At 61.6% G+C, this 26,953-nt stretch carries 24 protein-coding genes and 2 tRNA genes; 15 read left to right on the forward strand and 11 right to left on the reverse strand.

Annotated features, from left to right (window positions below):
* Positions 1–408: an ExbD/TolR family protein gene (locus BFN10_RS26720; protein ID WP_071492239.1), complete on the reverse strand. Its 408-nt coding sequence runs from the start codon at positions 406–408 to the stop codon at positions 1–3.
* Positions 409–598: 190 nt separating this feature from the next.
* Here BFN10_RS26720 and BFN10_RS26725 point away from each other — a divergent pair, with 190 nt between their 5' ends.
* Complete coding sequence (locus tag BFN10_RS26725) at positions 599–1,153, forward strand: GNAT family N-acetyltransferase (protein WP_071492240.1); 555 nt, start codon at positions 599–601, stop codon at positions 1,151–1,153.
* A complete protein-coding gene (locus BFN10_RS26730; RefSeq protein WP_071492241.1) occupies positions 1,150–2,724 on the forward strand; it encodes an alkaline phosphatase D family protein in 1,575 nt (524 codons plus the stop codon). The genes BFN10_RS26725 and BFN10_RS26730 overlap by 4 nt, the downstream gene beginning before the upstream one ends.
* A gap of 68 nt (positions 2,725–2,792) precedes the next feature.
* On the opposite strand, the gene BFN10_RS26735 is transcribed toward BFN10_RS26730, so the two are convergent.
* Positions 2,793–3,419, reverse strand: a complete 627-nt coding sequence (locus BFN10_RS26735) for an alanyl-tRNA editing protein (RefSeq protein ID WP_071492242.1) — start codon at positions 3,417–3,419, stop codon at positions 2,793–2,795.
* An 89-nt stretch (positions 3,420–3,508) separates the two neighbouring features.
* Between BFN10_RS26735 and BFN10_RS26740 the strand changes: the two genes are divergently transcribed.
* Positions 3,509–4,453, forward strand: coding sequence for a LysR family transcriptional regulator (locus BFN10_RS26740; RefSeq protein WP_071492243.1), 945 nt, complete (start codon positions 3,509–3,511; stop codon positions 4,451–4,453).
* Here BFN10_RS26740 and BFN10_RS26745 read toward each other — a convergent pair whose 3' ends face one another.
* Entirely contained in the window at positions 4,454–4,861 is a 408-nt protein-coding gene (locus tag BFN10_RS26745) for a PA2817 family protein (protein ID WP_010211653.1), read from the reverse strand.
* A 75-nt stretch (positions 4,862–4,936) separates the two neighbouring features.
* Positions 4,937–7,384, reverse strand: coding sequence for an acyl-CoA dehydrogenase (locus BFN10_RS26750; RefSeq protein ID WP_071492244.1), 2,448 nt, complete (start codon positions 7,382–7,384; stop codon positions 4,937–4,939).
* Positions 7,385–7,542: 158 nt separating this feature from the next.
* Here BFN10_RS26750 and BFN10_RS26755 point away from each other — a divergent pair, with 158 nt between their 5' ends.
* From BFN10_RS26755 to BFN10_RS26770, 4 genes are all read left to right on the forward strand, one after another.
* Complete coding sequence (locus tag BFN10_RS26755) at positions 7,543–8,202, forward strand: transglutaminase-like domain-containing protein (RefSeq protein ID WP_071492245.1); 660 nt, start codon at positions 7,543–7,545, stop codon at positions 8,200–8,202.
* A 57-nt stretch (positions 8,203–8,259) separates the two neighbouring features.
* Positions 8,260–8,877 carry a glutathione S-transferase family protein gene (locus BFN10_RS26760; protein ID WP_058427209.1) on the forward strand — a complete coding sequence of 206 codons (618 nt, stop codon included), beginning with the start codon at positions 8,260–8,262 and terminating at the stop codon, positions 8,875–8,877.
* Between the two features lie 134 nt (positions 8,878–9,011).
* A complete protein-coding gene (locus tag BFN10_RS26765; RefSeq protein WP_058427204.1) occupies positions 9,012–9,944 on the forward strand; it encodes an ABC transporter ATP-binding protein in 933 nt (310 codons plus the stop codon).
* Complete coding sequence (locus BFN10_RS26770; protein WP_025858807.1) at positions 9,941–10,720, forward strand: ABC transporter permease; 780 nt, start codon at positions 9,941–9,943, stop codon at positions 10,718–10,720. The genes BFN10_RS26765 and BFN10_RS26770 overlap by 4 nt, the downstream gene beginning before the upstream one ends.
* A gap of 58 nt (positions 10,721–10,778) precedes the next feature.
* On the opposite strand, the gene BFN10_RS26775 is transcribed toward BFN10_RS26770, so the two are convergent.
* Positions 10,779–11,318 (reverse strand): TetR/AcrR family transcriptional regulator, encoded by a 540-nt coding sequence (locus BFN10_RS26775; protein ID WP_071492246.1) that lies wholly within the window; start codon positions 11,316–11,318, stop codon positions 10,779–10,781.
* A gap of 91 nt (positions 11,319–11,409) precedes the next feature.
* Here BFN10_RS26775 and BFN10_RS26780 point away from each other — a divergent pair, with 91 nt between their 5' ends.
* From BFN10_RS26780 to BFN10_RS26790, 3 genes are all read left to right on the forward strand, one after another.
* A complete protein-coding gene (locus BFN10_RS26780; RefSeq protein WP_071492247.1) occupies positions 11,410–12,603 on the forward strand; it encodes an MFS transporter in 1,194 nt (397 codons plus the stop codon).
* Between the two features lie 123 nt (positions 12,604–12,726).
* Positions 12,727–13,875, forward strand: a complete 1,149-nt coding sequence (locus BFN10_RS26785; protein ID WP_071492248.1) for a TDT family transporter — start codon at positions 12,727–12,729, stop codon at positions 13,873–13,875.
* A 57-nt stretch (positions 13,876–13,932) separates the two neighbouring features.
* Positions 13,933–15,801, forward strand: a complete 1,869-nt coding sequence (locus BFN10_RS26790) for an MFS transporter (RefSeq protein WP_071492249.1) — start codon at positions 13,933–13,935, stop codon at positions 15,799–15,801.
* 109 nt (positions 15,802–15,910) lie between these two features.
* Here the strand turns inward: BFN10_RS26790 and sugE are convergent, their stop codons facing one another.
* The 3 genes from sugE to rdgC form a co-directional block, all read right to left on the reverse strand.
* Positions 15,911–16,225: a quaternary ammonium compound efflux SMR transporter SugE gene (gene sugE, locus BFN10_RS26795; RefSeq protein ID WP_071492250.1), complete on the reverse strand. Its 315-nt coding sequence runs from the start codon at positions 16,223–16,225 to the stop codon at positions 15,911–15,913.
* A gap of 106 nt (positions 16,226–16,331) precedes the next feature.
* Positions 16,332–17,297: a bile acid:sodium symporter family protein gene (locus BFN10_RS26800; protein ID WP_071492251.1), complete on the reverse strand. Its 966-nt coding sequence runs from the start codon at positions 17,295–17,297 to the stop codon at positions 16,332–16,334.
* 137 nt (positions 17,298–17,434) lie between these two features.
* Positions 17,435–18,355: a recombination-associated protein RdgC gene (gene rdgC / locus BFN10_RS26805; protein WP_065901389.1), complete on the reverse strand. Its 921-nt coding sequence runs from the start codon at positions 18,353–18,355 to the stop codon at positions 17,435–17,437.
* Between the two features lie 159 nt (positions 18,356–18,514).
* Between rdgC and BFN10_RS26810 the strand changes: the two genes are divergently transcribed.
* The 5 genes from BFN10_RS26810 (at position 18,515) to BFN10_RS26830 (ending at position 23,617) form a co-directional block, all read left to right on the forward strand.
* Positions 18,515–18,590, forward strand: a tRNA-Val gene (locus BFN10_RS26810).
* Positions 18,591–18,609: 19 nt separating this feature from the next.
* A tRNA-Asp gene (locus tag BFN10_RS26815) sits at positions 18,610–18,686 on the forward strand.
* Positions 18,687–18,989: 303 nt separating this feature from the next.
* Positions 18,990–20,573 carry a BCCT family transporter gene (locus tag BFN10_RS26820; protein ID WP_071492252.1) on the forward strand — a complete coding sequence of 528 codons (1,584 nt, stop codon included), beginning with the start codon at positions 18,990–18,992 and terminating at the stop codon, positions 20,571–20,573.
* Positions 20,574–20,600: 27 nt separating this feature from the next.
* On the forward strand, positions 20,601–22,607 hold the full coding sequence (locus tag BFN10_RS26825; protein ID WP_071492253.1) for a CocE/NonD family hydrolase: 2,007 nt from the start codon (positions 20,601–20,603) through the stop codon (positions 22,605–22,607).
* Between the two features lie 83 nt (positions 22,608–22,690).
* Complete coding sequence (locus tag BFN10_RS26830) at positions 22,691–23,617, forward strand: LysR substrate-binding domain-containing protein (RefSeq protein WP_058427309.1); 927 nt, start codon at positions 22,691–22,693, stop codon at positions 23,615–23,617.
* 12 nt (positions 23,618–23,629) lie between these two features.
* Here BFN10_RS26830 and BFN10_RS29910 read toward each other — a convergent pair whose 3' ends face one another.
* The 3 genes from BFN10_RS29910 to BFN10_RS26840 all read right to left on the reverse strand — a co-directional run bounded on the left by BFN10_RS29910 (position 23,630) and on the right by BFN10_RS26840 (position 26,834).
* The gene (locus tag BFN10_RS29910) at positions 23,630–23,752 is read right to left on the reverse strand and encodes a hypothetical protein (RefSeq protein ID WP_256572963.1); all 123 of its coding nucleotides are present in this window, start codon (positions 23,750–23,752) and stop codon (positions 23,630–23,632) included.
* Positions 23,753–23,862: 110 nt separating this feature from the next.
* The gene (locus BFN10_RS26835; RefSeq protein WP_071492254.1) at positions 23,863–25,029 is read right to left on the reverse strand and encodes a catalase family protein; all 1,167 of its coding nucleotides are present in this window, start codon (positions 25,027–25,029) and stop codon (positions 23,863–23,865) included.
* Positions 25,026–26,834, reverse strand: a complete 1,809-nt coding sequence (locus BFN10_RS26840; protein ID WP_071492255.1) for a di-heme-cytochrome C peroxidase — start codon at positions 26,832–26,834, stop codon at positions 25,026–25,028. Before BFN10_RS26840 ends, BFN10_RS26835 begins: the two co-directional genes overlap by 4 nt.
* Positions 26,835–26,953: the final 119 nt, after the last annotated feature.

A 26,953-nucleotide genomic window follows, 5' to 3' on the forward strand; every position in this document is an offset into this window, starting at 1 on the left:
TCAGGACTTACGCGTGGCAATGGACACGGAGGTAAAGCCACCCAGACGCAGGGTGTCCATCACCTCCACCAGGCGCGAAACCTCGACGCCTTTGTCGCTGTTCACGATGATGGTCGACTTGGTGTCAGGCTTTTCGGCCGCTTTCAACGCCGGCACCAGCCCATCGACCGTGAGGTCCTTGCCATCCAGTTGCAACTGGCCTTCCAGGCCCAGGGTCAGGATGAATTTGTTCTGCGGCTTGAGCTGCTGCGAACTGCTGGCGCTCGGCAGTTGGGTCTTCATGCCGAGGGCCGGAATCACGTTCAGGCTCACGAGTACGAAAAACACCAGGAGGAACATCATCACGTCGATCATCGGGATCAGTTCGATGTGCGCCTTGCGTTTTTTCGGTTCGTCCCAGGTTCTCATTCCGCTACCCCGTTATTGAATTAGGGGCGACACGCTAACAACCAAAAATGACCGATTGGTTAACTTTAATTGACGTTTTGAGGGCTCTAGGACGGGTATTACAGGCGACTCTTGGGTCATTTTTGTGACGTAACAGAATTGAAACCCGACAGGGGCATTCTCAAAAACTTTACATCGAGGGCCCCCAAAGATGAGTAGCGAATTGCCATGTCTTTCCACTCCGCGACTTCTATTGAAAGCACTGGAAAAGCACCAGGCCGAGACGTTGTGCACCCTTGCCAACGGGCCGAAGATCGCCGATAACACGGCGAGCATTCCGTCGCCCTATACCCTGCAAACGGCGCAGGATTTTATCGACGGCATGCAGGAGAAATTTCGCTCGGTGGGGTTGTTGAGCCTGGGCGTGCATGTGCGCGACAGCGGCGAACTGATCGGCATCGCCAGCCTGCGCATCAATGCGGCTCATCACTATGGGCACCTTGGCGGCTGGACGGCGGCGGATGCACGTAACCTGGGGTATGCGACCGAGGCGGCGACCGCGCTGATGGACTACGGCTTTGGCGAACTTGGCCTGCACCGTGTGGGCAGCCAGTGTTTCAGTCGCAACAAGGAATCGGCGCGGGTCATGGAGAAAATCGGTCTGCAGTACGAAGGCTGCATGCGCGGGGCGTTCCTCAAGAATGGGGTGCATGAAGACATGCTGGTGTTCGCCACCCTGCGTGAGGATTGGGAGTTTCGGCCGTGAGCGGCGACGTCGATCACGGTCGGCGGCGGGTCCTCGCCGGGCTGGCCGTTGCCACCACCTTTTCGATCCTCAGCCCGTTTGCGCGCAGTGCCGGGGTGGACTACCCGTTCACTTTGGGCGTGGCCTCCGGCGATCCATTGCCTGACGGGTTTGTGATCTGGACGCGCCTGGCGCCGCTGTTCAATGCTGGCGATGGCCGGGGTGGCTTGAGCCGCCCGGTGCCGGTGCGTTGGCGGGTTGCCCACGATGCGGCGATGACCCGCGTGGTGCGCCAGGGCGAGGTCATGGCCAGCGAGCGCTGGGGGCATTCGGTGCATGTGGAGGTGGCGGGCCTGGAGCCGGGCAGGTCGTACTGGTACCAGTTCGAAGGGCTCGGCGCGCAAAGTCCGGTGGGGCAGTCGCGCACGGCACCGGCGGTGCATGCCATGGTGTCGGCACGCTTGGGGTTTGTCTCGTGCTCCCATTGGGAGCGTGGCTATTTCAGTGCGTATCGCCACCTGGCGCAGGAGCAACCCGACCTGGTGTTTTTTCTCGGGGACTATATCTACGACAGTTCCTACGCAGCGGACTCGGGCAAGATCATTCGTCCCCATGGCAGCGGCAACGCGGTGAGCCTGAGCGACTACCGCAACCGCTATGCCTTGTACAAAACCGATCCTGATCTACAGGCCCTGCACGCTGCTGCACCGAGCGTGGCGACCTGGGACGATCACGAAGTGCAGAATGATTACGCCAATCGCTGGTCCCAGGACCCGAAGGTCGCGGTGGGGCAGTTTCTGCAGCAACGGGCGGCGGCGTACCAGGCCTTTTATGAGCACATGCCGCTGCGTGCCAGTAGCTTGCCGAAAGGGCCGGACATGCGCATTTATCGGCGTATGGATTACGGCCGGTTGGCCCGTTTCCACGTGCTGGACGGCCGACAGTACCGCTCCGAACAACCGTGCGTCCTGGCCAATGGCAGCCACCAGGGGCATATCGCCGATAACCTTTGCCACGACTTGCGCGACCCTGCCCGCACCCTGCTCGGCTGGCAGCAGGAGGCCTGGCTGGACCGGGGCTTTGCCCAATCGAAGGCACAGTGGAACATCATCGCCCAGGACTTGCTGGTGGCGCCGTTGACCCAGCGCGACCTGACCAACCACAAGCCGGGGCGCTGGACCGATGGCTGGGATGGCTACATGGCCAATCGTTCGCGGATGCTGGCTTCCCTCGAGCGCAACCGGGTCAACAATCCGGTGTTCTGGGGCGGCGATATCCATTCGTTCTGGGTGACGGACTTGCATGCCGATGGCAACAACCCGGATTCGCCTGTGGTCGCCACGGAGTTCGTCGGTACGTCGGTGACGTCCGACGGGCCGCCGTTTGAGGCGTTCAGCAAGATCCTGCCGCTTAACCCCCATGTGAAATTCTTTGACAGTCGCCAGCGGGGGTATGTGTCGGTGGAGGTGGAGGCGGGCAAGATGCTAACGCACTTGCGCGTGATTACCGACCCGCGTGATCCGGCGGCCAGGGTGTCGACGCTGAAGTCGTTTGTGGTGGAGGCGGGGCGGGCGGGGGCGGTTGAGGTGTAGGGAAGTTTGTTCTGACAAGCCAATTTTCTGTGGCGAGCCCGCTCGCCACAAGGGTGAATGGGGCTGGTTCAGGTGATTTCGTAGCGTACCGACAACGCGCCCTTTTTCTCCGATAACGCCAGGATGGTGATTTGGCCCAGTTCACCCAAGGTCTGCACATGAGTGCCCCCACAGGCATACGCAGGCAACTGCCCAAAGCCGACCTGGCGGGTACCGTCTTCCAGGTTCATATGGCGCGGGTAGTCCGCAGCGACCCATTGGTTGACCTGTTGCTGGATCGTCTCGGCGTCCATGCTCTGCGCGGCTTCACCACGGATAAAGGTGATCTTGCCTTCGCCTGGCCAGTGATGAGCCTTGATGGGCATCCAGCCCAGGGTCTCGCCCACGTTGCCGATCAAGTGCCCGGCGGAGTGCAGACGGGTGTGCAACGCCCGGCGCTGTTCATCGACCCGTGCGGTGGCGGGGCCCGGCGCCAGCGGGCGGTCGACGTAATGCACCACATGATCGGCTTCCTGGGTCACGCGCAGCACGCTGCTTTCACCGAGCCAACCGGTATCGAAAGGTTGCCCGCCGCCCTGTGGATGAAAAATCGTCGACTGCAGGATCACCGCGAACTGGTCTTCGTGGGGCGTGCAACTCAGCACCTCCAGTTCGGCAGTCAGGTGGTCGTGGGTGAAAAACAGGCGTTCGGTCATGATCTACATCCGCATCAGGGTTCTGCGGGCAGTATAAATAGTGCGCAGATGGGTGATAATCCGCTCAATTATCAATGGACCTGTGCACCATGAGCATCAATCTACCGTTGCCACTGCTGGGCGAGATGGCGATCTTCGTCAAAGTGGTGGAAACCGGCAGCTTCTCCGAAGCCGCCCGGCAACTGGGCGCTTCGCCGTCCTCGGTGAGCCGCAGCATCTCGCGCCTGGAAAAGGCCCTGGCCACGCGTTTGTTGCAACGCACCACGCGCAAATTGCGCCTGAGCGAGGGCGGGGAAGAGGTGTTCAAGCGTTGCCAGGAGATGGTCAACGCGGCGCGTTCGGTGATGGAGATCAGCGGCCAGTTCACCCACGAAGCTGAAGGGCTGGTGCGGGTCAGCGTGCCCAAGGCGGTGGGGCGGTTTGTGGTGCACCCGCATATGCCGGAGTTCCTGCGGCGCTATCCCAAGGTCGACGTGCAGTTGCTCCTGGAGGATCGGCAGGTGGACATGATTGATGACAATGTCGACCTGAGCATCCGCATCACCGACAGCCCGCCGCCGGGGTTGGTTGGCCGGCAGTTACTGCCCATCGAGCATTTGTTGTGCGCGACGCCGCAGTACCTGGCCGAGCATGGAGTGCCGGGCCATCCCCATGATCTGTCGGAACACAGCTGTATCTACCTGGGGGAAACGCCGGGGGACTCGCGCTGGAAATTCCGCCAGGCGGGCAAGGCGGTGACGGTGGTGGTGCGCGGGCGGTATGCGGCGAACCACACCGGGGTGCGGTTGGATGCGGTGTTGCAGCATGTGGGGATTGGCAGCCTGCCGTACTTTACGGCGCGCCATGCGCTGGAGGAGGGGCGTTTGGTGCAGGTGTTGCCGGCGTGGGACTTTATCGCGTCCTATCATGGCGAAGCGTGGTTGCTGCATTCGCCCACGCGCTATCTTCCGCCGAAGTTGCGGGTGTTTATTGATTATCTAGTGGCGTGCATGGCGAAGGAGCCGACATTGCGACGGCCCATTCCGGATCGCTGATCAGTGCTTGCTTTGGTCGTCGGGCATGGCCAGCAGCTGTTTTTCCTGGTTCCAGTCGAACGGTTCGTCGTTCTGTTCGGCTTCGAAGCGGCGCTCTTCCAGGGCCTGGTACAGGTCCAGTTCTTCATCGGGCATGAAGTGCAGGCAGTCACCGCCAAAGAACCACAGCAGGTCGCGTGGCACCAGGTGGGCGATCTGTGGGTAGCGCAGGATGACCTGGCTCATCAGGTCCTGGCCCAGGTACTGGCTTTCGATCGGGTCGATCGGCAGCAGGGCGCGCAGTTCGTCGAAACGCTCCAGGAACAGGGAGTGGCTTTCCTCGGGCACCTGTTCGGCTTCGCCGACGGCAACCAGGATGCTGCGCAAGTGGTCGAGCAAGACGAGATGATCGGCAACGACGTTGGACACGAGATAAGTCCTCTAAAGCAAAAACGGGCGCGAGAGTATATGCCCCTCGCGCCCGTTTTTATATGACCACTCGACTCAGCGGACTTTACCCTCAGCCTGGGTCAACTCTTCCTTGCTGAAGTCATCCACGTCGATCACCTTGCGCCGCGCTGCTTCAGCGTCACGCAGGGTCTGCGCTTCGGCGGGTTGCAGCACGCCGGCGTGCAATGCCGCATCAATGGCATGCTCGCCGGCAGCAGGTTTGACCTGGCCGCTCTTGAGCGCGGTGTGCAGTTTCTTTTGCAGCGGATGGCTGGCGCCCAGCAGGTCGTAGGCATGTTGCAGGGCACCCACCGGGTCTTCCGCCGATTGCGGGCGGTAGCAGCCGGCCAGCAACTCTTCCAGGGTCGGGTCGCCTTTGGCGCGGCCGATCACGGCGGCGACTTCGGCGTCCAGCGCATCGGACGGGCCGGTATGGCGACGCCCGAACGGGAACACGATCACCCGCAGCAGGCAGCCCAGCACCTTGTTCGGGAAGTTGCTCAGCAGCTCATCCAGTGCGCGCTCCGATTCGCCCAGGCTTTCTTCCATGGCCCAGGCGAACAGCGGTTCCAGGTGATCCGGCGAATCCAGGTCGTGGTAACGCTTCAGTGCGGCCGACGCCAGGTACATATGACTCAACACATCACCCAGGCGCGCCGACAGGCGTTCACGACGCTTCAACTCGCCACCCAGCAGCATCATGCTCAGGTCGGCCAGCAGTGCGAACGCGGCGGCCTGGCGGTTGAGTGCGCGGAAATAACCCTGGCTCAAACGGTTGCCTGGCGCTTTTTCGAAATGGCCGACGCCGAGGTTGAGCACCAGGGTGCTGGCGGCGTTGCTCACGGCAAAACCGATGTGTTGCATCAGCAGGCTGTCGAATTCCTTCAGCGCCTGGTCATGGTCTTCGCGACCGGCCAGGGCCATTTCCTTGAGCACGAACGGGTGGCAGCGGATCGCGCCCTGGCCGAAGATCATCAGGTTGCGCGACAGGATATTCGCGCCTTCCACGGTGATGAAGATCGGCGCGCCTTGCCAGTTGCGGCCCAGGTAGTTGTTCGGGCCCATGATGATGCCCTTGCCGCCGTGCACGTCCATGGCGTGGCTGATGCACTCGCGGCCGCGCTCGGTGAGGTGGTACTTGAGGATCGCCGACAGTACCGACGGTTTTTCCCCCAGGTCCACCGCATTGGCGGTCAGCATGCGCGCGCTGTCCATCAGCCAGGCGTTGCCGCCGATGCGGGCGAGGGCTTCCTGGATGCCTTCGAAGGCCGACAGTGGCACGTTGAATTGTTCGCGCACCTGGGCGTACTGGCCGGTCACCAGGCTGGTGAACTTGGCCGCGCCTGTGCCGACCGCCGGCAGGGAAATCGAACGACCCACGGAGAGGCAGTTCATCAACATCATCCAGCCCTTGCCGAGCATTTCCTGGCCGCCGATCAGGAACTCCAGGGGTATGAACACGTCCTTGCCGGAGTTGGGACCGTTCATGAACGCGGCGCCCAGGGGTAGGTGGCGCCGGCCGATTTCCACGCCAGGGGTGTCAGTGGGGATCAGCGCCAGGCTGATGCCCAGGTCTTCCTCGTCACCCAGCAGGTGATCCGGGTCATGGGCCTTGAAGGCCAGCCCGAGTAAGGTCGCGACCGGGCCAAGGGTGATGTAGCGTTTTTCCCAGTTCAGGCGCAGGCCGAGGGTTTCCTTACCCTCCCATTCACCCTTGCAGATCACGCCGGTGTCGGGCATCGCGCCAGCATCGGAGCCGGCCAGCGGGCCAGTCAACGCGAAGCACGGGATATCATCGCCACGCGCCAGGCGCGGCAGGTAGTAGTTGCGTTGTTCTTCGGTGCCGTAGTGCAACAGCAGCTCGGCCGGGCCGAGGGAGTTGGGCACCATCACGGTGGAGGCCAGGTCGCCGCTGCGGGTGGCGAGCTTCATTGCGACCTGGGAGTGGGCATAGGCGGAGAATCCCTTGCCACCGTATTCCTTGGGAATGATCAAGGCGAAGAAACCGTGGGTCTTGATGTGTTCCCAGGCGGCGGGCGGCAGGTCCATGGCCTGACCGATTTCCCAGTCGCTGACCATGGCGCACAGTTCTTCGGTGGGGCCGTCGATGAACGCCTGTTCTTCTTCGGTCAGTCGGGCCTTGGGATAGGCCAGCAACTTGTCCCAGTCGGGGCGACCGCTGAACAGCTCGCCGTCCCACCACACGGTGCCGGCGTCGATGGCATCGCGCTCGGTCTCGGACATCGGCGGCAGGACTTTCTGGAACCAATTGAACAGTGGCTTGGTGAAGTATTGGCGGCGCAGGTCAGGCAACAGCAGGGGCGCGGCCACCACGGCGATCAACACCCAGAAGATCAGCAGCAGCCAACCCGGTGCGTGGCCCCAGGCGCCCATCGCCAGCAGGTAGACGGCGACCACGCCCAGGGCGGGCAGGGGGGCGACGCGGCGGTGTGCGAGGTAGGCAATGCCGACCACCAGCACCAGTATCCACAACAACAGCATATTCAATCCTCCGTGAAACCAGGGGCGAAACCACCAGGGAGCTTAGTCGGCATCCGAACAAGCGGGGTGATCAGGGTGTAACGAGATTTGGCCGATTCGTCGTTATCTCCCCGGCAGACCTGTGGTTAGACTCCAGGCTTCCTTCGGAGATAAAGCTCATGGATACGTACCTGAGTCCCAGCCGCTTCATCGATAGTGACCACCCTGCGGTGGTGGAGTTCGCCGAAAAACATCGCGGAACCCACGCGGCTCCAAGTGACCAGGCAGTCAGCCTTTACTACGCCGTGCGTGAGGCGATTCGCTACAACCCCTACACCTTCAGCCGTGATCCAGACACCTTGAGTGCCAGCTTCGCGTTGAGCACCGGCGAAAGCTATTGCGTGCCCAAGGCCACCTTGCTCGCAGCTTGCGCCCGACACTGCGGCATCCCGGCGCGCATCGGCCTGGCGGATGTACGCAATCACCTGTCGACACCGCGCCTGATCGCCTTGCTCAAGAGTGATGTGTTCGCCATGCACGGTTACACCGAGCTTTACCTGAACCATCGCTGGGTCAAGGCCACGCCCGCATTCAACCAGCAGCTGTGCGATCTCTTCGATGTGCCGCCGCTGGACTTCGATGGCGTTCACGACAGCGTCTTCCATGCGTTCAACCGCCAGGGCCTGCGCTCGATGGAGTATGTGGTCGACCATGGGCAATTTCCCGACGTGCCCGAGGCGTTTTTCTTCGCGCATATCCAGCAGTGTTACCCCCACCTGTTTGCCGAGGAAATGCCGCCCCTGCTGGGTGATATGCAGAGCGATTTGAGCCGCGCGTGAACCGGCGTATGCTGCTGCCTTCATCAAGCCATGTTCATCAACAATAAAGGCGCGGTCATGCTGAAGATCTGGGGTCGTAAAAATTCATCAAACGTCAGGAAGGCACTGTGGTGCGCCGAGGAACTCGGCCTGGACTATGAAGCAATTGATGCGGGCGGGGCTTTTGGCGTGGTCGACACGCCGCAGTACCGCGCGCTGAACCCCAACGGTCGGGTGCCGATGATCGAGGACGGCGACTTTGTGCTGTGGGAGTCCAACACCATCGTGCGCTACCTCTGCGCCAGGCAGGCCTCCAGCTGGTACCCGAGCGACCTGAAGGCTCGCGCCAATGCGGAAAAGTGGATGGACTGGACCACCTCCACCTTCGCCGAACCGTTCAAGATCGTGTTCTGGGGCGTGTTGCGCACCCCGGCGGAAAAACAGAACTGGGACAACATCCACGCCGGTCGCCAGGCCTGCATCGATGTACTCCAAACCGTTGATCAAGCCCTGGCCACACAGCCGTATCTGTCGGGCAACGAGATCGGCATGGGCGATATTCCGTTGGGCAGCTTTATTTACGCCTGGTTTGAAATGCCTATCGAACGGCCTGCGATGCCCCATCTCGAGGCATGGTACCAGCGCCTGCAGCAACGCCCGGCCTACCGCAAAGCGGTCATGACCGCGTTGACTTAATACCCACTATTAATACGGGTGACTGTACTTGTGCGGCGCGGACAAGCACCATGCTTGTCATGCGCCGCCGTTGAACTACCTGGGCTGCGCCCCCATCTACTCTTTCTATTCCCTTCTTTGGTGCGTATTCCGATATGAGTTCCGCTCTGTCCATCCGGCAGCTAACCAAAACCTACGGCAACGGTTTCCAGGCCCTGAGTGGTATCGATCTGGACGTTGCCGAAGGTGACTTCTTCGCCTTGCTCGGCCCCAACGGTGCCGGCAAATCCACCACCATCGGTATCCTCTCCACCCTGGTCAACAAGACCAGCGGCACGGTGAATATCTTCGGCCACGACCTGGACAAATCCCCGGCGGCGCTCAAGCGCTCCATCGGCGTGGTGCCCCAGGAATTCAACTTCAACCAGTTCGAAAAGACCTTCGATATCGTGGTGACCCAGGCGGGCTACTACGGCATCCCGGCGAAAATCGCCAAGGAACGCGCCGAGCAGTACCTGACCCAACTGGGCCTGTGGGACAAGCGCGATGTGCCTTCGCGTTCACTCTCCGGTGGCATGAAGCGTCGCCTGATGATTGCCCGCGCACTGGTGCATGAACCGCGCCTGCTGATCCTCGATGAGCCCACCGCGGGCGTGGACATCGAGCTGCGCCGCTCGATGTGGACCTTCCTCACCGAGCTGAACGAGAAGGGCATCACCATCATCCTCACCACCCATTACCTGGAAGAGGCTGAGCAACTGTGTCGCAACATCGGCATCATCGATCACGGCACCATCGTCGAGAACACCAGCATGCGCAACCTGCTGGGCCAGTTGCATGTGGAGACCTTCTTGCTCGACCTGAAGAATAACCTGTCGGTGGCGCCACAGTTGCTCGGCTACCCGAGCCGCCTGGTGGACAGCCACACCCTGGAAGTGCAGGTGGACAAGGCCGTGGGCATCACCGCGTTGTTCACGCAGTTGGCGACCCAGAACATCGAGGTACTGAGCCTGCGTAATAAAACCAATCGCCTTGAGGAGCTGTTCGTGTCCCTGGTGGAGAAAAATCTGACGAAGGTGGCGGTATGAGTTCCGAACTGCAACCCAACCTTGTCGCACTGCAAACCATCGTCTACCGCGAAGTGAAGCGCTTTACCCGGATCTGGCCGCAGACCCTGCTGCCGCCGGCGATCACCATGGTCCTGTACTTCGTGATCTTCGGGAACCTGATCGGCCGGCAGATCGGCGACATGGGTGGCTTCACCTACATGGAGTACATCGTGCCGGGCCTGATCATGATGTCGGTGATCACCAACTCCTACGGCAACGTGGTCTCGAGTTTCTTCGGCAGCAAGTTCCAGCGTTCCATCGAGGAACTGATGGTGTCGCCGGTGTCGCCCCATACCATCCTGATCGGCTACACCCTGGGCGGTGTGCTGCGGGGCCTGATGGTCGGCGTGATCGTGACTTTGCTGTCGCTGTTCTTCACCCACCTGCAGGTGCATCACCTTGGGGTCACCATCCTGGTGGTGGTACTGACGGCGACGATCTTCTCGCTGCTGGGCTTCATCAACGCGGTGTTTGCGCGCAACTTCGATGATATCTCGATCATCCCGACCTTCGTGCTCACGCCGCTGACCTACCTGGGCGGGGTGTTCTACTCCATCACCTTGCTGCCGCCGTTCTGGCAGACCGTGTCGCTGGCCAACCCGGTGCTGCACATGGTCAACGCCTTCCGCTACGGCATTTTGGGTGTGTCGGATATCAAGATCAGCGTGGCGATCACGTTCATGTTGATTGCCACCGTGGTGCTGTATATCGGTTGTGCACGGTTGCTGGTGAGTGGGCGCGGGATGCGTACGTAAACGCGGTCAAAAATGTGGGAGGGGGCTTGCCCCCTCCCACATTTGTATTTGAGTAATGTCAGGCTTTCAGTGCCAGCTCGATCAGACGGTGCAGCTCTTCAACCGTCAGCGGCGCGTTCGAGAACAGAATGCGAAACACCGTCGGCGCTGCGATCAGGTTGATCAGATGGTCCACGTTCGGTGGCATCTCGTCCGGATAGCGCTCGATAATCGCCTGAAACTGCCCGCTCAGAATGCTCACGCAGTACCCCGGCGTGATCAAGCACTGCAAGTCGCGCATCATGTTGCGACCCGGTTCCGAACTCATTTCATCCAGGTACTGCTCGGCCCAGGCCTGCAGGTCGCCGCGCAGGCTGCCGGTGTTGGCAGGCTCGCTGTCGGGGCGCATGCGTGCCAGTGCCACGTCCGCCAACAGCACGGACAGATCGCCCCAGCGTCGGTAGATGGTGGAGGGCGTAACCCCCGCGCGCGCCGCAATCATCGGCACGGTGACGCTGGAGCGCTCATGGGTTTCCAGCAGTTCGCGCACCGCGTTGTGCACTGATTCTTGGACCCGGGCACTGCGGCCCCCCGGGCGAAGGCCTTCTTTAATCGCCATGCTGGTGACCTTAACACAAAGAATTTGCTTTAAGCGCTGGCCGGTAGCACACTCCGCAAAAGCAAAATATTAGCTTTAGCGGAGCGTGCGTATGTCCAGTCCTGTTTCCCATCGTTCCAGCCTGGTGTTCCTCGCGATCACCTTGCTGACCTTCCTGGCCGCTTCGAGTGCGCCGACGCCGTTGTACCACCTGTATCAGGAGGGCCTGCATTTTTCGGCAGGCATGCTCACGCTGATCTTCGGGGTCTACGCCCTGAGCCTGCTGGCGGCACTGCTGACCGTTGGCTCATTGTCGGACCACCTGGGGCGCAAGCCGGTGATTTTTGCTGCGCTGCTTCTGAATATGTTGGCGATGTTGCTGTTTATCAATGAAGGCAGCGTGGCCTGGTTGATTGCCGCCCGTACCCTGCAAGGGTTTGCCACCGGCATGGCCACCGCCGTGCTGGGCGCGGCATTGCTCGACACCGACCGCCAGCAGGGCCCGCTGGTCAACAGCGTGGCGCCGCTTCTGGGCATGGCCTGCGGGGCGATGGGTAGCAGTCTGCTGGTGGAGTACGCGCCGTTGCCGACCCAGTTGATCTACTGGGCGCTGCTGGCCTTGATGCTGTTGCAGGCCCTCTACGTATGGCGTTTGCCGGAGACCGTGAGCCGCATCCCCGGCGCGCTGGCGTCGCTGCGCCCGACGTTGCACGTACCGCCCCAGGCGCGCCGGGCATTGTGGCTGTCGTTGCCGGTGGATATCGCCGTCTGGGCAATGGGCGGGTTCTACTTGTCCCTTGCGCCATCGCTGGTGCGTGCGGCCACCGGCTCCACTTCCAACCTGATCGGTGGCGGCCTGGTGGCCGTGCTGACCCTGAGCGGCGCACTGATGATCTTTACCCTGCGCAATCGTGCGGCCGACAAGGTGCTGCGTCTGGGCGCCAGCTTGCTCGCCATCGGCGTGACGCTGATCCTCACCGCCGTGCACAGCGCCAGCCTGGCACTGTTCTTCATCGCCACCCTGATCGCCGGCAGCGGCTTTGGTGCGGGCTTTCTCGGCGCCTTGCGCAGTGTGGTGCCACTGGCCTTGCCCCATGAACGTGCGGGGCTGATGTCGGCGTTTTATGTGCTCAGCTACCTGGCGTTCTGTTTGCCTTCATTGCTGGCAGGCAACCTGATTCGCAGTGTTGGCCTGATCGCCACCACCGACGGCTACGGCGCGGTCCTCATCCTGCTGGCGCTCGGCGCACTCGTCGCATTGTTGTGGCAGGATTCAGCGCGGGTGCGGGTGACCACGGACAGCTGACGGTAATAGTTACTGCCCGTATATTTGTAAAACAGATAACAGTTAGAGATATTACCCGTTATATAGATATTCGATCAGGTTCTATGATGGCCTCAACCTCATACGAGAAAGAGGCACGCCATCATGCCCTGCACGAATACCCTCAGCTACAAACCCTTCAGTCACCTGGCCCGTCCACGGGAAGTGATTCGCCAGTTCACCCCCAACTGGTTTGCCGCGACCATGGGCACCGGCGTACTGGCGCTGGCTCTGGCGCAACTGCCGGTCAACCTGCCAGGTTTGCACGCCATCGCCGAAGCGCTGTGGTTGTTCACCATCGGCCTGTTCGTGTTGTTCAGCGTGCTGTATGCGGCCCGTTGGGTAATGTTCTTCCACGAGGCGCGGCGGATTTTCGGGCACTCCACGGTGTCGATGTTCTTCGGCACGATTCCCATGGGCCTTGCGACGATTCTCAATGGTTTGCTGCTGTTCGGCTTGCCGCGTTGGGGCAGCGACGTGATACCGCTGGCCGAGGCCTTGTGGTGGCTGGACGTGGCCATGGCCATGGCCTGTGGCGTACTCATCCCGTTCATGATGTTTACCCGCCAGGAACACAGCATCGACCAGATGACCGCCGTGTGGCTGCTGCCCGTGGTTGCCGCCGAAGTCGCTGCCGCCAGCGGTGGCCTGCTGGCGCCGCACTTGGCAGATGCGCATTCGCAACTGGTGATGCTGGTGACCAGCTACGTGCTGTGGGCGTTTTCGCTGCCGGTGGCGTTCAGCATCCTGACCATCCTGATGCTGCGCATGGCCTTGCATAAACTGCCCCACGCCAATATGGCCGCGTCGAGCTGGCTGGCCCTGGGGCCCATCGGCACCGGTGCCCTTGGCATGTTGCTGCTGGGCGGCGATGCGCCGGCGATCTTCGCGGCCAACGGTTTGCCGGGCGTGGGTGAAATGGCCAACGGCCTGGGGCTGGTGGCCGGTATTACCCTGTGGGGCTTCGGCCTGTGGTGGATGCTGATCGCAGTGTTGATCACCCTGCGTTATCTGCGCGCAGGCATCCCGTTCAACCTGGGCTGGTGGGGCTTCACCTTTCCGTTGGGGGTGTACGCGCTGGCCACGTTGAAGTTGGCGAGCCTGTTGCACCTGGGTTTCTTCAGCGTCTTCGGCAGTGTGCTGGTGATGACGCTGGCGCTGATGTGGCTGATCGTCGCCAAGCGCACGGTGCAGGGTGCCTATAAAGGTGAGCTTTTTGTTTCGCCGTGCATTGCGGGACTAGGGAATAAGTAAGCGGAGTTAGGTAAAGTCGTGGCCTGATAACTATTAGGCCACGCAGGAACACGGACGATGAGCCACCCCTCGCAATTCACCTTGCTGCGCACACGGCGTTTCCTGCCGTTTTTCATCACCCAGTTGCTGGGCGCGTTCAACGACAACATCTTCAAGCAATCGCTGATCCTCGCCATTCTCTACAAGCTCACCATCGACGGCGACCGTTCCATCTGGGTCAACCTCTGCGCCTTGCTGTTTATCCTGCCGTTCTTCCTGTTCTCGGCGCTGGCCGGGCAGTTTGGCGAGAAATTCAACAAGGACGCGTTGATCCGCGCGATCAAGATCGGCGAGATCGTGATCATGGCCGTGGGCGCCACCGGTTTTCTGTTCAATCACCTGGAATTGATGCTGCTGGCACTGTTTGCAATGGGGACCCACTCGGCGCTGTTCGGGCCGGTGAAGTACTCGATCATGCCCCAGGCCCTGCATGAAGATGAGCTGGTGGGCGGTAACGGCCTGGTGGAAATGGGCACGTTCCTGGCGATCCTGGCCGGCACCATTGGCGCCGGGATCATGATGTCTTCCACCCATTATGCGCCGGTGGTGGCAGCGGCGATTGTCGGCGTGGCGGTGTTGGGTTACCTGGCCAGTCGCAGTATTCCCCGGGCGGCGGCGTCGACCCCGGGGTTGCGCCTGAACTGGAACATTTTCAGCGAATCCTGGGCCACCCTGCGCCTGGGCCTGGGGCAGACGCCGGCCGTTTCGCGTTCCATTGTCGGCAACTCGTGGTTCTGGTTTGTCGGTGCGATCTACCTGACGCAGATCCCGGCCTACGCCAAGGAATGGTTGTACGGCGACGAGACCGTGGTGACGCTGATCCTGACGGTGTTCTCTGTCGGCATCGCACTGGGCTCGATGCTTTGCGAAAAGCTTTCCGGGCGCAAGGTGGAAATCGGCCTGGTGCCGTTCGGTTCATTCGGCCTGACGGTGTTCGGCCTGTTGCTGTGGTGGCACTCCGGCGGCTTCCCGCAGAACGTACAGGCCAATGACTGGCTCGCCGTGCTCAGCTACGGCCAGGCCTGGTGGGTGTTGTTCGATATCCTCGGTTTGGGCGTGTTCGGCGGCTTCTATATCGTGCCGCTGTATGCGCTGATCCAGTCGCGCACCGCCGAGAACGAACGCGCGCGCGTCATCGCCGCCAACAACATTCTCAATGCGCTGTTCATGGTGGTTTCGGCAATCGTGTCGATCCTGCTGCTCAGCGTGGCCAAGCTGTCGATTCCCGAGCTGTTCCTGGTGGTATCGTTGCTCAACATCGCGGTCAACGCCTACATCTTCAAGATCGTCCCCGAGTTCACCATGCGTTTCATGATCTGGCTGCTCAGTCATTCCATGTACCGTGTGGAGCATCGCAACCTGGAGGCGATTCCGGATGAAGGCGCGGCGTTGCTGGTGTGCAACCATGTGTCGTTCGTCGATGCGCTGTTGATTGGCGGCGCGGTGCGTCGGCCGATTCGCTTTGTCATGTACTACAAGATCTACCGCTTGCCGGTGCTCAACTTTATCTTTCGTACCGCCGGGGCGATTCCGATTGCGGGGCGTCACGAAGATATCCAGATCTACGAAAAGGCCTTCACGCGGATTGCGCAGTACCTGAAGGAAGGGGAATTGGTGTGCATCTTCCCGGAGGGCAAGTTGACCGCCGATGGCGAGATGAACGAATTCCGCGGTGGCGTGACGCGCATCCTGGAAGAGACGGCGGTGCCGGTGATTCCGATGGCGTTGCAGGGGTTGTGGGGGAGTTTTTTCAGCCGCGATCCGAACAAGGGCTTCTTTCATCGGATCTGGTCGCGGGTGGTGTTGGTGGCGGGCGAGCCGGTGGAGGGGCCGACGCCTGCGAGGTTGCAGGAGGTGGTCGGTGGTTTGCGGGGGAGTGTCAGGTAGTTTTGGTTTTGGCTGTACCGGCCCTATCGGGGGCAAGCCCCCTCCCACCTTTGATGTGTGAACACAGTCAACATGTGGGAGGGGGCTAGCCCCCGATTGCGGTAGTGGCTCAGGTGCTGAGCTTGAGGCCAATCAGCCCGCAGATGATCAACGCCACACTGGCTAACCGGAACAGCGCCATGGACTCGCCAAACAGGATAATCCCCGCAATCACAGTGCCCACGGCACCCACACCGGTCCAGATCGCATAGGCGGTGCCCAGCGGCAGTTCCTTCATGGCCAGCCCTAGCAGGCCGAGGCTGATGGCCATGGCGGCAATCGTCAGGGCGGTGGGCAACGGCTTGCTGAAACCGTCGGTGTACTTCAGGCCGACGGCCCAGCCGACTTCGAACAACCCGGCAAAGAACAGAATGATCCAGGACATGGTGATTCCCCTTCTATAGATGGGGTCGTCCCCGGATTCTGCGCTATGGAGCGTCGCAGGGTCGTCCCCGCGAAGCTCGGTAGAGTGCCGAAAAGTGCCCGGCTGATCAAGTTTGCGGCGTGTTCTCCAGCACGCGACGGTCTTCCTTTTCGCTCATGCGGCGGAAGTAGGTCGACAGCAACGCCCCGGAAATATTGTGCCAGACGCTGAACAGTGCACTGGGCACGGCCGCCAACGGCGAAAAATGCGCACTGGCCAGCGCGGCGCCCAGCCCGGAGTTCTGCATGCCCACTTCCAGCGCCAGCGACTTGCGCTGTGCCAACGGCAACTTGAACACACGGCCGGTGAAGTAACCCAGCAGGTAACCGAAGCTGTTGTGCAGCATCACCACCGCCATGATCAGCAGGCCCGACTCGGCGATCTTCGCCTGGCTGGCGGCAACCACCGCCGCGACGATGATCACGATGCTCACCACCGACACCAGCGGCAGCACGTCGACCGCATGGCGGACCCTCTCACCGAGCACGCGTTGCGCCAGTACGCCGAGCACGATCGGCAGCAGCACCACTTGCAGGATCGACCAGAACAACTCCATGAACGACACCGGCAGCCAGGCCGACGCCAGCAGCCAGATCAATGCTGGCGTCAGCAGTGGGGCGAGGAGGGTGGTGACGGCGGCGATGGCCACCGACAACGCCAGGTCGCCACGGGCCAGCCAGGTCATTACGTTGGACGATGTGCCGCTTGGGCAGCAACCGACGAGGATCACGCCGACGGCAATTTCCGGTGGCAGGTGGAAGGCCTGGCACAGCAGCCATGCCACACCCGGCATGATCACAAAGTGCGCGACCACGCCCAGGGCGACGCGCCAGGGATGGCGGGCGACCTCGGCGAAGTCATCGAGTTTGAGGGTCAGCCCCATGCCGAACATCACCAGGCCCAGCAGAGGGACGATGGCGCTTTTCAGGCCGATGAACCAACCAGGTTCGAGGAAAGCGACGACGGCGAAAATCAACACCCAATAGGCGAAGGTATTGCCGACGAAGCGGCTCAAGGCGGCGAGAGCGCGCATGGGATGTCCTTTTTTGTTGGATTCGATCAAATGTGGGAGGGGGCTTGCCCCGATTGCAGTCTGTCAGTCATAGGTGTTTTAACTGACAGAATGCTATCGGGGGCAAGCCCCCTCCCACATTTTGAATTTCACACGGTTTAGATACCCTGCGGGGTCTCTTCACCACCCAGTGCTTCAACCAGCGCCGGCAGGAAGTCGCCGAACGTCAGCATCATCAGGGTAAAGCTTGCGTCCAGCTGGCCCAGGGCTTCTTCACCGCCGTCCTGTTCCGCCTGGTCTTGCAGCAGGTCTTCGAACTTCAGGCGCTTGACAGTCATCTTGTCGTCGAGCATGAAGGACAGCTTGTCCTGCCAGGCCAGGGACAGTTGGGTCACGACTTTGCCGGTGGTCAGGTGCAGCTGGATCTCTTCGCCGGTCAGGTCCTGGCGCTTGCAGCGCACGATGCCGCCGTCTTCGTGGGTGTCGCGCAGTTCGCACTCGTCGAGGACGAAGAAGTCATCGGCCGGCTTCTGGGTGGTGACCCAGTCGGTCATGATCGCAGTCGGTGCCGTTTTTACGGTCAACGGGCGAACCGGCAGGGTGCCGATCACTTCACGCAGGGTCGACAGCAGGTCTTCGGCGCGTTTCGGGCTGGCGGAGTTGACCAGGATCAGGCCCTGCTTTGGCGCGATGGCGGCGAAGGTCGACGAACGACGGATGAAGGCGCGGGGCAGGAAGGCCTGGATGATTTCATCCTTGATCTGGTCGCGTTCCTTCTTGTAGACCTTGCGCATTTGCTCGGCCTCGATCTCTTCGACTTTCTCTTTAAGTGCGTCACGCACCACGCTGCCCGGCAGGATACGTTCTTCCTTGCGCGCGGCGATCAGCAGGAAGTCGCCGCTGACGTGAACCAGGGGAGCGTCTTCACCTTTACCAAACGGCGCGACGAAACCGTAAGTGGTCAACTCCTGGCTGGCACAAGGGCGCGCCAGCTTGGTGGCCATGGCCGCTTCCAACGCCTCGGCATCAACAGGCAGATCTTGGGTCAGGCGATAGATAAGCAGGTTCTTGAACCACATGGGGTGAGTCTCTCCTTTATACAAAGGGGGGCATTATTCTCTTGATAACGTCCCAGGCCAACCCTGCCTAAGCCATTGGAAGCTATCAAAAAAAAGATTTAAGAAAGTGCTTGCCAGACTTAAGGTCGCTCCGTAGAATGCGCGCCACACCGAAACGAAGGGTGATTAGCTCAGCTGGGAGAGCGTCTGCCTTACAAGCAGAATGTCGGCGGTTCGATCCCGTCATCACCCACCATTCGCTTCAAGTGTTACGCGCAGCGGTAGTTCAGTCGGTTAGAATACCGGCCTGTCACGCCGGGGGTCGCGGGTTCGAGTCCCGTCCGCTGCGCCATATTCGGTCACCTGGAACACTGAACGCCAGGTCACCCCAGGAAGCCCGCTCATTGAGCGGGCTTTTTTTCGTCCGCGATTTGACCTCCCTTGCCTTGACGTTGTGCACTGCCTATTCGCCCTGAACTGTGCTGGTGCGTCATGACGTGAGGGAATACCCCCATGCACATTGGTCGATTGCGCCCCTTGCGGCTTAAACGTTTATCTATAGCCACGCGAAGACTTCCAGGTGAGTCATCAGCAGCAGGAGGCTGCGGTGCCCGCTCTCCAACATAAAAATAGTCTGCAAGGGGAATGGCTCTAGATGAAATATCCACTGCGTCCGTTGGTGTTCTGGCCAACTTTCCTGATCCTGCTGGCGGCGGTGATCGCCAGCTACATTGACCTGAATGCGTTCCTGGCGATCAGCAAACAGCTCAACAACCTGATCCTCAAAAACTTTTCCTGGCTGTTCAGCGCCGGCTCCTTTGCCATGGTGGTGCTGACCGCCATCGTCTACTTCTCCGCGCTGGGCAGGGTGCGTATCGGCGGTGAAGATGCGCAGCCTTTGCTGAGCAAATGGCGCTGGTTCATGGTGGCGTTGTGCACCACACTGGCGGTGGGTGTGCTGTTCTGGACCACCGCCGAACCGCTCTACCACTTGTACGGCCCACCCACCAGCCTGCCGATTGAGCCCGGCAGCGCGGCGGCGAAGAGCTTTGCCATGTCGACGATGTTCCTGCACTGGACCATCACGCCCTACGCGATCTACCTGGTGCCCTCGCTGGTGTTTGCCCTGGTGTTCTACAACCGCCGCAGCCGTTTCTCCATCGGCGCCATGCTCGAGCCGTTGCTCGGTGAAGCGCGGGTCCGGCGCTATGCCGGGCTGATCGACACCCTGGCGATGTTCGCCCTGGTCGCCGGTATGGCCTCGTCCCTGGGCACAGGCGCGCTGACGCTGGCCGGTGGCCTGGCCCAGTACATCGGCGGTGAAACCACGCCGTTCCGCCTGGCCATCATCATTGCAATCATCGTCATCACCTTTGTCGCCTCGGCCGCCAGTGGCCTGCAAAAAGGCATTGTGATGCTGTCTTCGTTCAATACCTGGATCATGCTGGCCCTGGGTCTGTTCGTGCTGTTGTGCGGGCCGACCCTGTACATGTTCAGCCTTGGCGTCGAATCCCTTGGCATCTACCTCGACACCTTCTTCAGCCGCAGCCTGTTCACCGGCGCTGCCAGTGGCGACACCTGGCCGCACAGTTGGACGGTGTTCTACTGGTCGGTGTGGTTTGCTTGGGCGCCGGTGAGCGCGCTGTTCCTCGGCAAGATCGGACGTGGCTATACCGTGCGCGAATTCATCCACATCAACATGCTCTACCCGGCGTTGTTCACGGCGGTGTGGATCTGCATCTTCTCCGGCGCCAGCCTGTATTTCGATGCGCTGGGCGACGGCAGCCTCAACCGTGTGCTCAACGAACAGGGCGTGGAACACGTGCTGTACCAGATGTTCCAGCAACTGCCGGCCAGCGGCCTGATGATCGCGTTCCTGCTGTTCGTGGCGTTCATCTCCTTTGTGACCGCGGCAGACTCCAGCACCGACGTGATTGCCAACCTGTGCAGCAAGGGCGTGACTGCCGATTCCGACCTCGACGGCAACCCGCTGTTGAAGATTGTATGGGGCCTGATCATCGGGACGGTGTCGTGGGTGATGGTCGCGTTTGTCGGGGTGGACGGGGTGAAGATGCTCTCTAACCTCGGCGGTTTGCCGGGCATGATCCTGGTGTTGCTGGCCAGTACCTCGCTGATCTTCTGGTTGAAAAACCCCGCCTTGCTGGACGTGAAACGCCTTCAGCGGACACCTGAAACGGAACTGCGTGGCGTCAGCCCTGTGCCCGATTTCGCCCGCTGATCGATTGAACTGCTGTTGGAGTTACTGATGGAAATCGTTACTGAATTTTCTTACACCGTGCGCGAAATCGAGCACTGCCTGATCCCCTTGAGGGACGGCACCCAACTGGCCGCACGCATCTGGCTGCCGGAAGTCGCCGACCCCCAGACCTTCCCGGCGATCCTGGAATACCTGCCATACCGCAAGCGCGATGGCACCGCCGTGCGTGATGCGTTGACCCATCCGTGGATGGCGGGGCAGGGCTATGTGTGTGTTCGCGTCGATATGCGTGGCAATGGTGAGTCCCAGGGCCTGATGGCCGATGAATATCTGTTGCAGGAACAGGAAGACGCCCTTGAAGTGATCGATTGGCTGTGCCGGCAGCCGTGGTGCGATGGCAACGTCGGCATGATGGGCATCTCCTGGGGCGGCTTCAACGGCCTGCAAGTCGCGGCACGCCAACCCGAGGCGCTGAAGGCGATCATCACGCTGTGTTCCACCGATGACCGCTTTGCCGATGACATCCACTACAAGGGCGGCAACCTGTTGATGGAGAACTTCGGTTGGGCCGCCACCATGCTCAACTTCAGCGCTGCGGTGCCCGATCCGCTGTTGGTCGAGGACTGGAAAAGCCTCTGGCACCAACGCCTGGACGCCATGCCGTTGCTCGCCGAAACCTGGCTGCAGCACCAGACCCGCGATGACTACTGGCGCCATGGCTCGGTGTGCGAGGACTATGCGCAAATCAAGGCTGCGGTGTATGCGGTGGGCGGCTGGGGCGATGCCTACCGCAATACCGTGTCGCGCCTGATGGAAAACCTGCCGGGGCCGAAGAAGGCCATGCTCGGCCCGTGGATTCATAAATACCCGCATTTCGCGGTGCCCAATCCGGCCATCGGCTTTCTGCAGGAGGCCAAGCGGTGGTGGGATCACTGGCTCAAAGGTGTGGATAACGGCGTGATGGATGACGCGGCGTGCACCTTTTACCTACAGGATATTCTGCCGCCGAAGGGCAGTTATGCCGAACGGCCGGGCGTCTGGGTACAGACCGCCGGCTGGCCGGACCCTCAGGTGCAATGGACCGATTTCAGCCTGGGCGAACATGGCCTGAATCCTGGAGCACAGCCTTTGGTCACGACGCGCAGCATTTGCTCGCCGCTGACTACGGGCCTGCACCAGGGCGAATACTGCGCCATCTGGTTTGGCCCGGACGGCCCGACGGATCAGCGCCGTGATGATGCCCACTCGCTGTGCTTCGATTCCCAGCCGCTGACCGAGCCATTGGCGTTGCTGGGCGATGCTCGCCTCAAGCTGCGCCTGGCGAGTGACACGGCCTGCGGCCAATTGGTCGCCCGGCTGAATGCCGTGGCACCGGACGGGCAGGTGACGCAGATCAGTTATGGCGTGCTCAATCTCACGCTGCGTGAAGACTTCTCCCGCGTAACACCGGTAGTCCCGGGTGAACCGATGGACGTGCATCTAAACCTCGACCACATCGGCATGCGCTTGCCGGCCGGCTACCGTCTGCGCCTGGCCCTGAGCACCGGCAGTTTCCCGTTGCTGTGGCCGAGTCGCGAGCTGACCACGTTGACCTTGCTGCCGACCCTGCAAAGCCTGCAACTGCCGGTGTTCACCGGTGCGGCGGTGGACTGCCCGTTCGAGGCGCCGCAATCGGCGACGCCAGTGGCGATGGAAGTCCTACGCGCCGCTGCACCGAAACGCACCCTGATCGAAGATGTGGGCAGTGGCGAAGTCTGCGTGAAGATCGAAGACGACCTGGGCGCGGTACGGTTTACCGATCACGGCTTGTCGGTGGACCAGCGTTGCACCGAGCAATATCGCACCTTGCCTTGGGACCCGCTGTCGACGCGGGCGGATATCGAATGGCACTACCGCGTCGGCCGTGACCAGTGGGCCGTGGAGGTGGAAAGCCATTTGAGCGTGCACGCCGATGCCGAGTGGTTCTACATCGAAGCGGAGCAGACCGCCTGGGAACAGGGCCAGTTGGAACACCGTCGGCAATGGAGCAAACGCGTGGCGAGGGTCGCGCTGTAAGCGGGCAACTGGCAGGATGCTTGCCATCGTGATCGCTGCGGGCCTGGGGCAACCCGGGCTCGCCATTGCCAATGGAACTGTTCATGTCGCGCCGAAACGTCGATCTTCCACCGCTCAACTGCTTGCAGACGTTCGAAGCGGCTGCCCGCCATTTGAGCTTTACCCAGGCCGCCCATGAACTGAATCTGACCCAGAGCGCGGTCAGCCGTCAGGTCAAGCGCCTTGAAGAAGACCTGGCCCGCCCGCTGTTTTATCGACTGGCCCAGGGCCTGAGCCTGACGCCCGCCGGTGTGCGTTACTTCCGTACCATCCAGCGTCTGTTGCGCGAGCTGGATCGCGAGTCCGCCGAGTTGCGTCGGCGTGGCGCCGACCGCCAGTTGACCCTGGCCAGCACGCCCACCATCAGTACGATCTGGCTCGCCGGCCTGTTACCGCAATTCCAGCGCGAACACCCGGACCTGGACATTCGCATCCTGTGCAGCGAAAGCCCCAGCCATCTGGACGTCAGTGAATATGACCTGGGCCTGTTCTATCACTTGGATGAACTGGCCGCGCCCCACGGCCTCGAGCTCTCGCCGGTGTTCGACAGCGAGCAGGTCATCACCGTGTGCAGCCCGGTCTACCTCGAACACCACGGCCCGATTCGCGATATACACCATTTGCTGCACGCCCACACCTTGCTGATCGTGGAGGACCACTACCACGATTGGCTGACCTGGGCCGATTGGTTCACCGATGCCGGTGCCGACTATTACACCCCGCGCCACGCGTTGCGGACCAACAGCTACCAACTGCTGATGCAGTCGGCGGTGATGGGCCACGGCGTCGCACTGGGCTGGAAGAGTCTGCTGGAAGACGATCTGGCGTCCGGGCGCCTGCAAATGGCCTTGCCTCACACCATGCACAGCCGGGGCCGCCTGCATCTGATGCAACCCCACCACCGCAACCCGCCGTCGGCTGCGCGCAGTTTTCGTCAATGGTTACTGGCCAAGGCTGCCGAGGTCGAGTGATCGGGCTTAAGGTCAACGTTGGCCGGTTTTTTTCTTGCGGGTCTGACGCGTCGCCAAGTGCTCGAAACAAAAAGACGCGGTGCCGAACACTGCAATCAGGGTGAGTACGAGCATGCCGAGGGTTGAGCTTTCCACGGTGGTTTCCTACAGGTGATGGAGTAGGACTTCACGGTAGAGGCGGGGAGAAAGCGGCTCAATAGACCCGACGCAATCCTTATGCGGGCGGGCCTATTGTTACGCACTTTTTACGGGGCGTTGCGGCTGTGGCGGTAATCGCTGACCGCTTCATACACCGCCTTGCGCAAGCGGTTGATGCCGCCGATGGGGCGATGCTCTGCTACGCCGAACCAGGGGTTGAACGACTGGTTGTCGCACGCCAGGTTCTGCTCGGGGGTATCGAAGTCCTGCGCCGGGATCCGCACCTTGGCCACCGTCTCATACGGCGCGTCGCTTTCCTTCCACTCGATGCTGGTATCTTCGATGGGCATGAATTTCTGCGGGTTCTGCCGCTGGATCTGCAGCACGAAACACGCCGGCACGCGATCCGTAGACAACTGCTGGCTCAAGGCGCTGCGCAGGAAATTCGGCAGGTCCTGATTCTGTTTGGGCAGTGCGTATTCCGGGCAACTCTGTGGGTCGGGGGCCACGCGGAACTTGGCGTTGGCCGCGCCGAACTTGTAGGGCGAGACCGAAAAGTACGTGGTCTGTGTCGGGCTCGCCGGTGCCGGCGCCAGGGTGGCGAGGGCGATGAACAGGTGACGGACCTGCCAGGTACGCGGGTCGACCTTGGGGAAGAACGCCAGGACTTTCTTGCCATCCGCCTGGGCGCCGATGTTCTGTGCGTACTCCGCGACATCACTGACAAAGAAGTTCGGGTGGCTGAACATCACGAAGTCCTGTTCGGTGCGGGTCTGCTGGTCGGCCAGCAGTTGCTTGCCCGGCACGTCCAACAGCTTGAGCGCCATGCCCCGTGCATCGCGGATGCTGTCGAACTGCGGGTAGGCGTTGCCGTTGGACAGCCGTATCAGCGCCTGCCAGGTCTTGCCCGGCTCGGCAAACACGCCCTGGCGCAGCGCCGGATCGAGATCGGCCATTACGCTGACTTCGGCCTTCACGCAGCCATGGGCCTTGGCGTGGGCGTCGCGCAGGTAGCGCGTGCCTTCGCGGTGCTGGTCGACGATGCGCACCGCCGTCTGGATGATGCCCTGGGTCATCGCCGCTTCGCCGGGCGGAACCTGCTCATTCGGCGACACCGGCCCGCTGTGCTGCCAGGCATACCAGGCGGTGGCGGCCAGCCAGCCGAGCAGGCCGAGGCCCACCAGCCAGACTAAGGTCTTGCCGAGAAACGCACCCATGCGCAGCCACAGGCGGGCGAGCAGGGAAGGTCGGTCGTAGGGGGATCGAATCATCATGGCAGTTGTTGCTCCAGCGGGCCGCCCAGCACTTTGAGGTATTCCAGCAGCGCCCAGCGTTCCTGCGGTTGCAGGTAACGGCCGATCACGCCATTGCCACGTTGCCCGGCACGGAATTCGTGGCCGCTGTTGTGGTTGCCGGTGATTTTGGTATCGAACAGGAAGGCATTCTTGAACGCACCGGTCTCGAAGCCCAGATGACGCGGATCGTAGTTGAAGGTGCCTTTATAGAAGGTGGTGCTGCGCTCGTCCTGAGGCGAGAGCAATTGATAGATCGTCGGCACCGAACCGTTGTGCAGGAACGGCGGCGTAGCCCATACGCCAGCCAATGGCCGCGCCTTATAGGCCCGCAGCTCGCGCACGCCGATGGGCAAGCCGTAGCCATCCAGGCGCGGACGCTCGGCCGGGGTCACGCCGGCGGCACGGTAGGCATGCTCTTCGACAAAGGCGGTGACGTAAGCCAGGCCCTTGGCCACGGACATCTTTTTCACGTCCAGCGGTTCGGTCGGCGTCGGGTGCAGCTCGACGTTGAGTGTGGCCAGTTCCGCCGGGTCCCATTGCAGGGCGCTGAGGTCGTAGCGTTGGTCGGCAATGTTGCTGGCAGTACCGGGGTCGGTGCCGATGTAGTCCACCGGCAGCATTTTAAGCGCCTGCACCGGGCGGCCGTGTTCCTGGGTGACGCTGGGCACATGGCAGCCGGCGCAGTTTTCCGCGAACAGTGCACGGCCCTGGGCGGCGAGGGGCTTGTCGATGGCGCCGAACAGCTCCTCGGGCCAGGTCGGCGGCTTGAGGCGTTGCAGGGTTTCTTCGATGAGGTTGAGGTCACGCACGCGGACGCTGGACGGGTAACGTGCATCGCCCTGGAGCGGCTGGCCGGCGGCGTCGAAAAAGCTCAGCGTGGCGCCGACACCCAGGGCCTCACCGATATTGCGCGCCATGGGTTGCTGGGCCGAACCGTTCCATTGCACCCAATCGAAAGTCCAGATGTCCCACAACTGCGGGTAGTCCACCGGCGCGTTGGCGACGCGATAATTGTCGGGGGAAATCGCATCGCCAAAGCTGGCGTTGGCGATACGGCCAAACGCGTCGGTGCGGCCCGGGCCTTCCTCGGTGGGGTAGAGGCCGCGATGGGTGTCATTCCAGGCCACCTTGAGGAACTGGTTCAGCGATTGCTTGAAGTCCTGGCGCAGTTGTTTGTGTTCGGCGTCGTAGCGATCGCCGAGCACTTGGCGGGCAAAACGCTCGAACTTCCACGGGTTGTAGTAGGTGGCGGCGAGGCTGGCGACCAACGCCTGGCCGAAACTGCCGCCGCGCAGGGTCGGAACGCTGGAGGGCAGTACATGCTGGGCCGAGCCGCCGTCGATGCGCAGGGCCTGGCCTTTGAAGTGCAGCTCGCCGGTATGGCAGGCGGCGCAGGTGATATCCAGGTATTCAACGTTGCTGCCGGCGTTTTTATGCCGGGCGAAACCCACGGGCAAGTTGCCGGGGTTTTGCACGGTGGGCACCTGCCTGGGGTCGACCAGGAAACCGAAGCGCGCCAGGTAGTCGGGCGTGGCAAAACGTTGCTCGGAAAACGGCAGTTCGAGGGCGGTGAACCAGTCGTAGTGCAGGCCTTTCACTTGCGTGCCCTGGGGCGTGAAGTAATAGGTCTGGCGGTCGGCGGCACTCCATTGGTCCTGGTAGTGGACCTGCTCCACAGGCACGTAGTCCGGCAGCTTGGGGTTGATGGTGTAATAGAGCACCACGGCCAGCACCAGGGCCAACATGGCGAATATCAGGAGTAAAACACGGGAAAAAATGCGCAAGATGGCTATCCTTGTCTCGGCCTTGTCGAGTGGTCGCGTTGTTATGCCACTACGCCACAAGGGCGGCAAGTGGCCATGAGCCTGGTAGTAGGTGGCTCCACGACCCGTCGCGGCCCTGC

This window comes from Pseudomonas extremorientalis, assembly GCF_001870465.1.
GTDB classification, from domain to species: Bacteria; Pseudomonadota; Gammaproteobacteria; order Pseudomonadales; family Pseudomonadaceae; genus Aquipseudomonas; species Aquipseudomonas extremorientalis.

Coding starts and splice junctions, on each gene's coding strand:
- BFN10_RS26775 (WP_071492246.1), bottom strand. CDS start 11,318: ATGGCGATTAAAGAAGGCCTTCGCCCGGGGGGCCGCAGTGCCCGGGTC.
- BFN10_RS26780 (WP_071492247.1), top strand. CDS start 11,410: ATGTCCAGTCCTGTTTCCCATCGTTCCAGCCTGGTGTTCCTCGCGATC.
- BFN10_RS26735 (WP_071492242.1), bottom strand. CDS start 3,419: ATGACCGAACGCCTGTTTTTCACCCACGACCACCTGACTGCCGAACTG.
- BFN10_RS26720 (WP_071492239.1), bottom strand. CDS start 408: ATGAGAACCTGGGACGAACCGAAAAAACGCAAGGCGCACATCGAACTG.
- BFN10_RS26750 (WP_071492244.1), bottom strand. CDS start 7,384: ATGCTGTTGTTGTGGATACTGGTGCTGGTGGTCGGCATTGCCTACCTC.
- BFN10_RS26830 (WP_058427309.1), top strand. CDS start 22,691: ATGTCGCGCCGAAACGTCGATCTTCCACCGCTCAACTGCTTGCAGACG.
- BFN10_RS26740 (WP_071492243.1), top strand. CDS start 3,509: ATGAGCATCAATCTACCGTTGCCACTGCTGGGCGAGATGGCGATCTTC.
- BFN10_RS26785 (WP_071492248.1), top strand. CDS start 12,727: ATGCCCTGCACGAATACCCTCAGCTACAAACCCTTCAGTCACCTGGCC.
- BFN10_RS26820 (WP_071492252.1), top strand. CDS start 18,990: ATGAAATATCCACTGCGTCCGTTGGTGTTCTGGCCAACTTTCCTGATC.
- BFN10_RS26760 (WP_058427209.1), top strand. CDS start 8,260: ATGCTGAAGATCTGGGGTCGTAAAAATTCATCAAACGTCAGGAAGGCA.
- BFN10_RS26765 (WP_058427204.1), top strand. CDS start 9,012: ATGAGTTCCGCTCTGTCCATCCGGCAGCTAACCAAAACCTACGGCAAC.
- BFN10_RS26800 (WP_071492251.1), bottom strand. CDS start 17,297: ATGCGCGCTCTCGCCGCCTTGAGCCGCTTCGTCGGCAATACCTTCGCC.
- BFN10_RS26770 (WP_025858807.1), top strand. CDS start 9,941: ATGAGTTCCGAACTGCAACCCAACCTTGTCGCACTGCAAACCATCGTC.
- BFN10_RS26790 (WP_071492249.1), top strand. CDS start 13,933: ATGAGCCACCCCTCGCAATTCACCTTGCTGCGCACACGGCGTTTCCTG.
- rdgC (WP_065901389.1), bottom strand. CDS start 18,355: ATGTGGTTCAAGAACCTGCTTATCTATCGCCTGACCCAAGATCTGCCT.
- BFN10_RS26725 (WP_071492240.1), top strand. CDS start 599: ATGAGTAGCGAATTGCCATGTCTTTCCACTCCGCGACTTCTATTGAAA.
- BFN10_RS26755 (WP_071492245.1), top strand. CDS start 7,543: ATGGATACGTACCTGAGTCCCAGCCGCTTCATCGATAGTGACCACCCT.
- BFN10_RS26835 (WP_071492254.1), bottom strand. CDS start 25,029: ATGATGATTCGATCCCCCTACGACCGACCTTCCCTGCTCGCCCGCCTG.
- sugE (WP_071492250.1), bottom strand. CDS start 16,225: ATGTCCTGGATCATTCTGTTCTTTGCCGGGTTGTTCGAAGTCGGCTGG.
- BFN10_RS26825 (WP_071492253.1), top strand. CDS start 20,601: ATGGAAATCGTTACTGAATTTTCTTACACCGTGCGCGAAATCGAGCAC.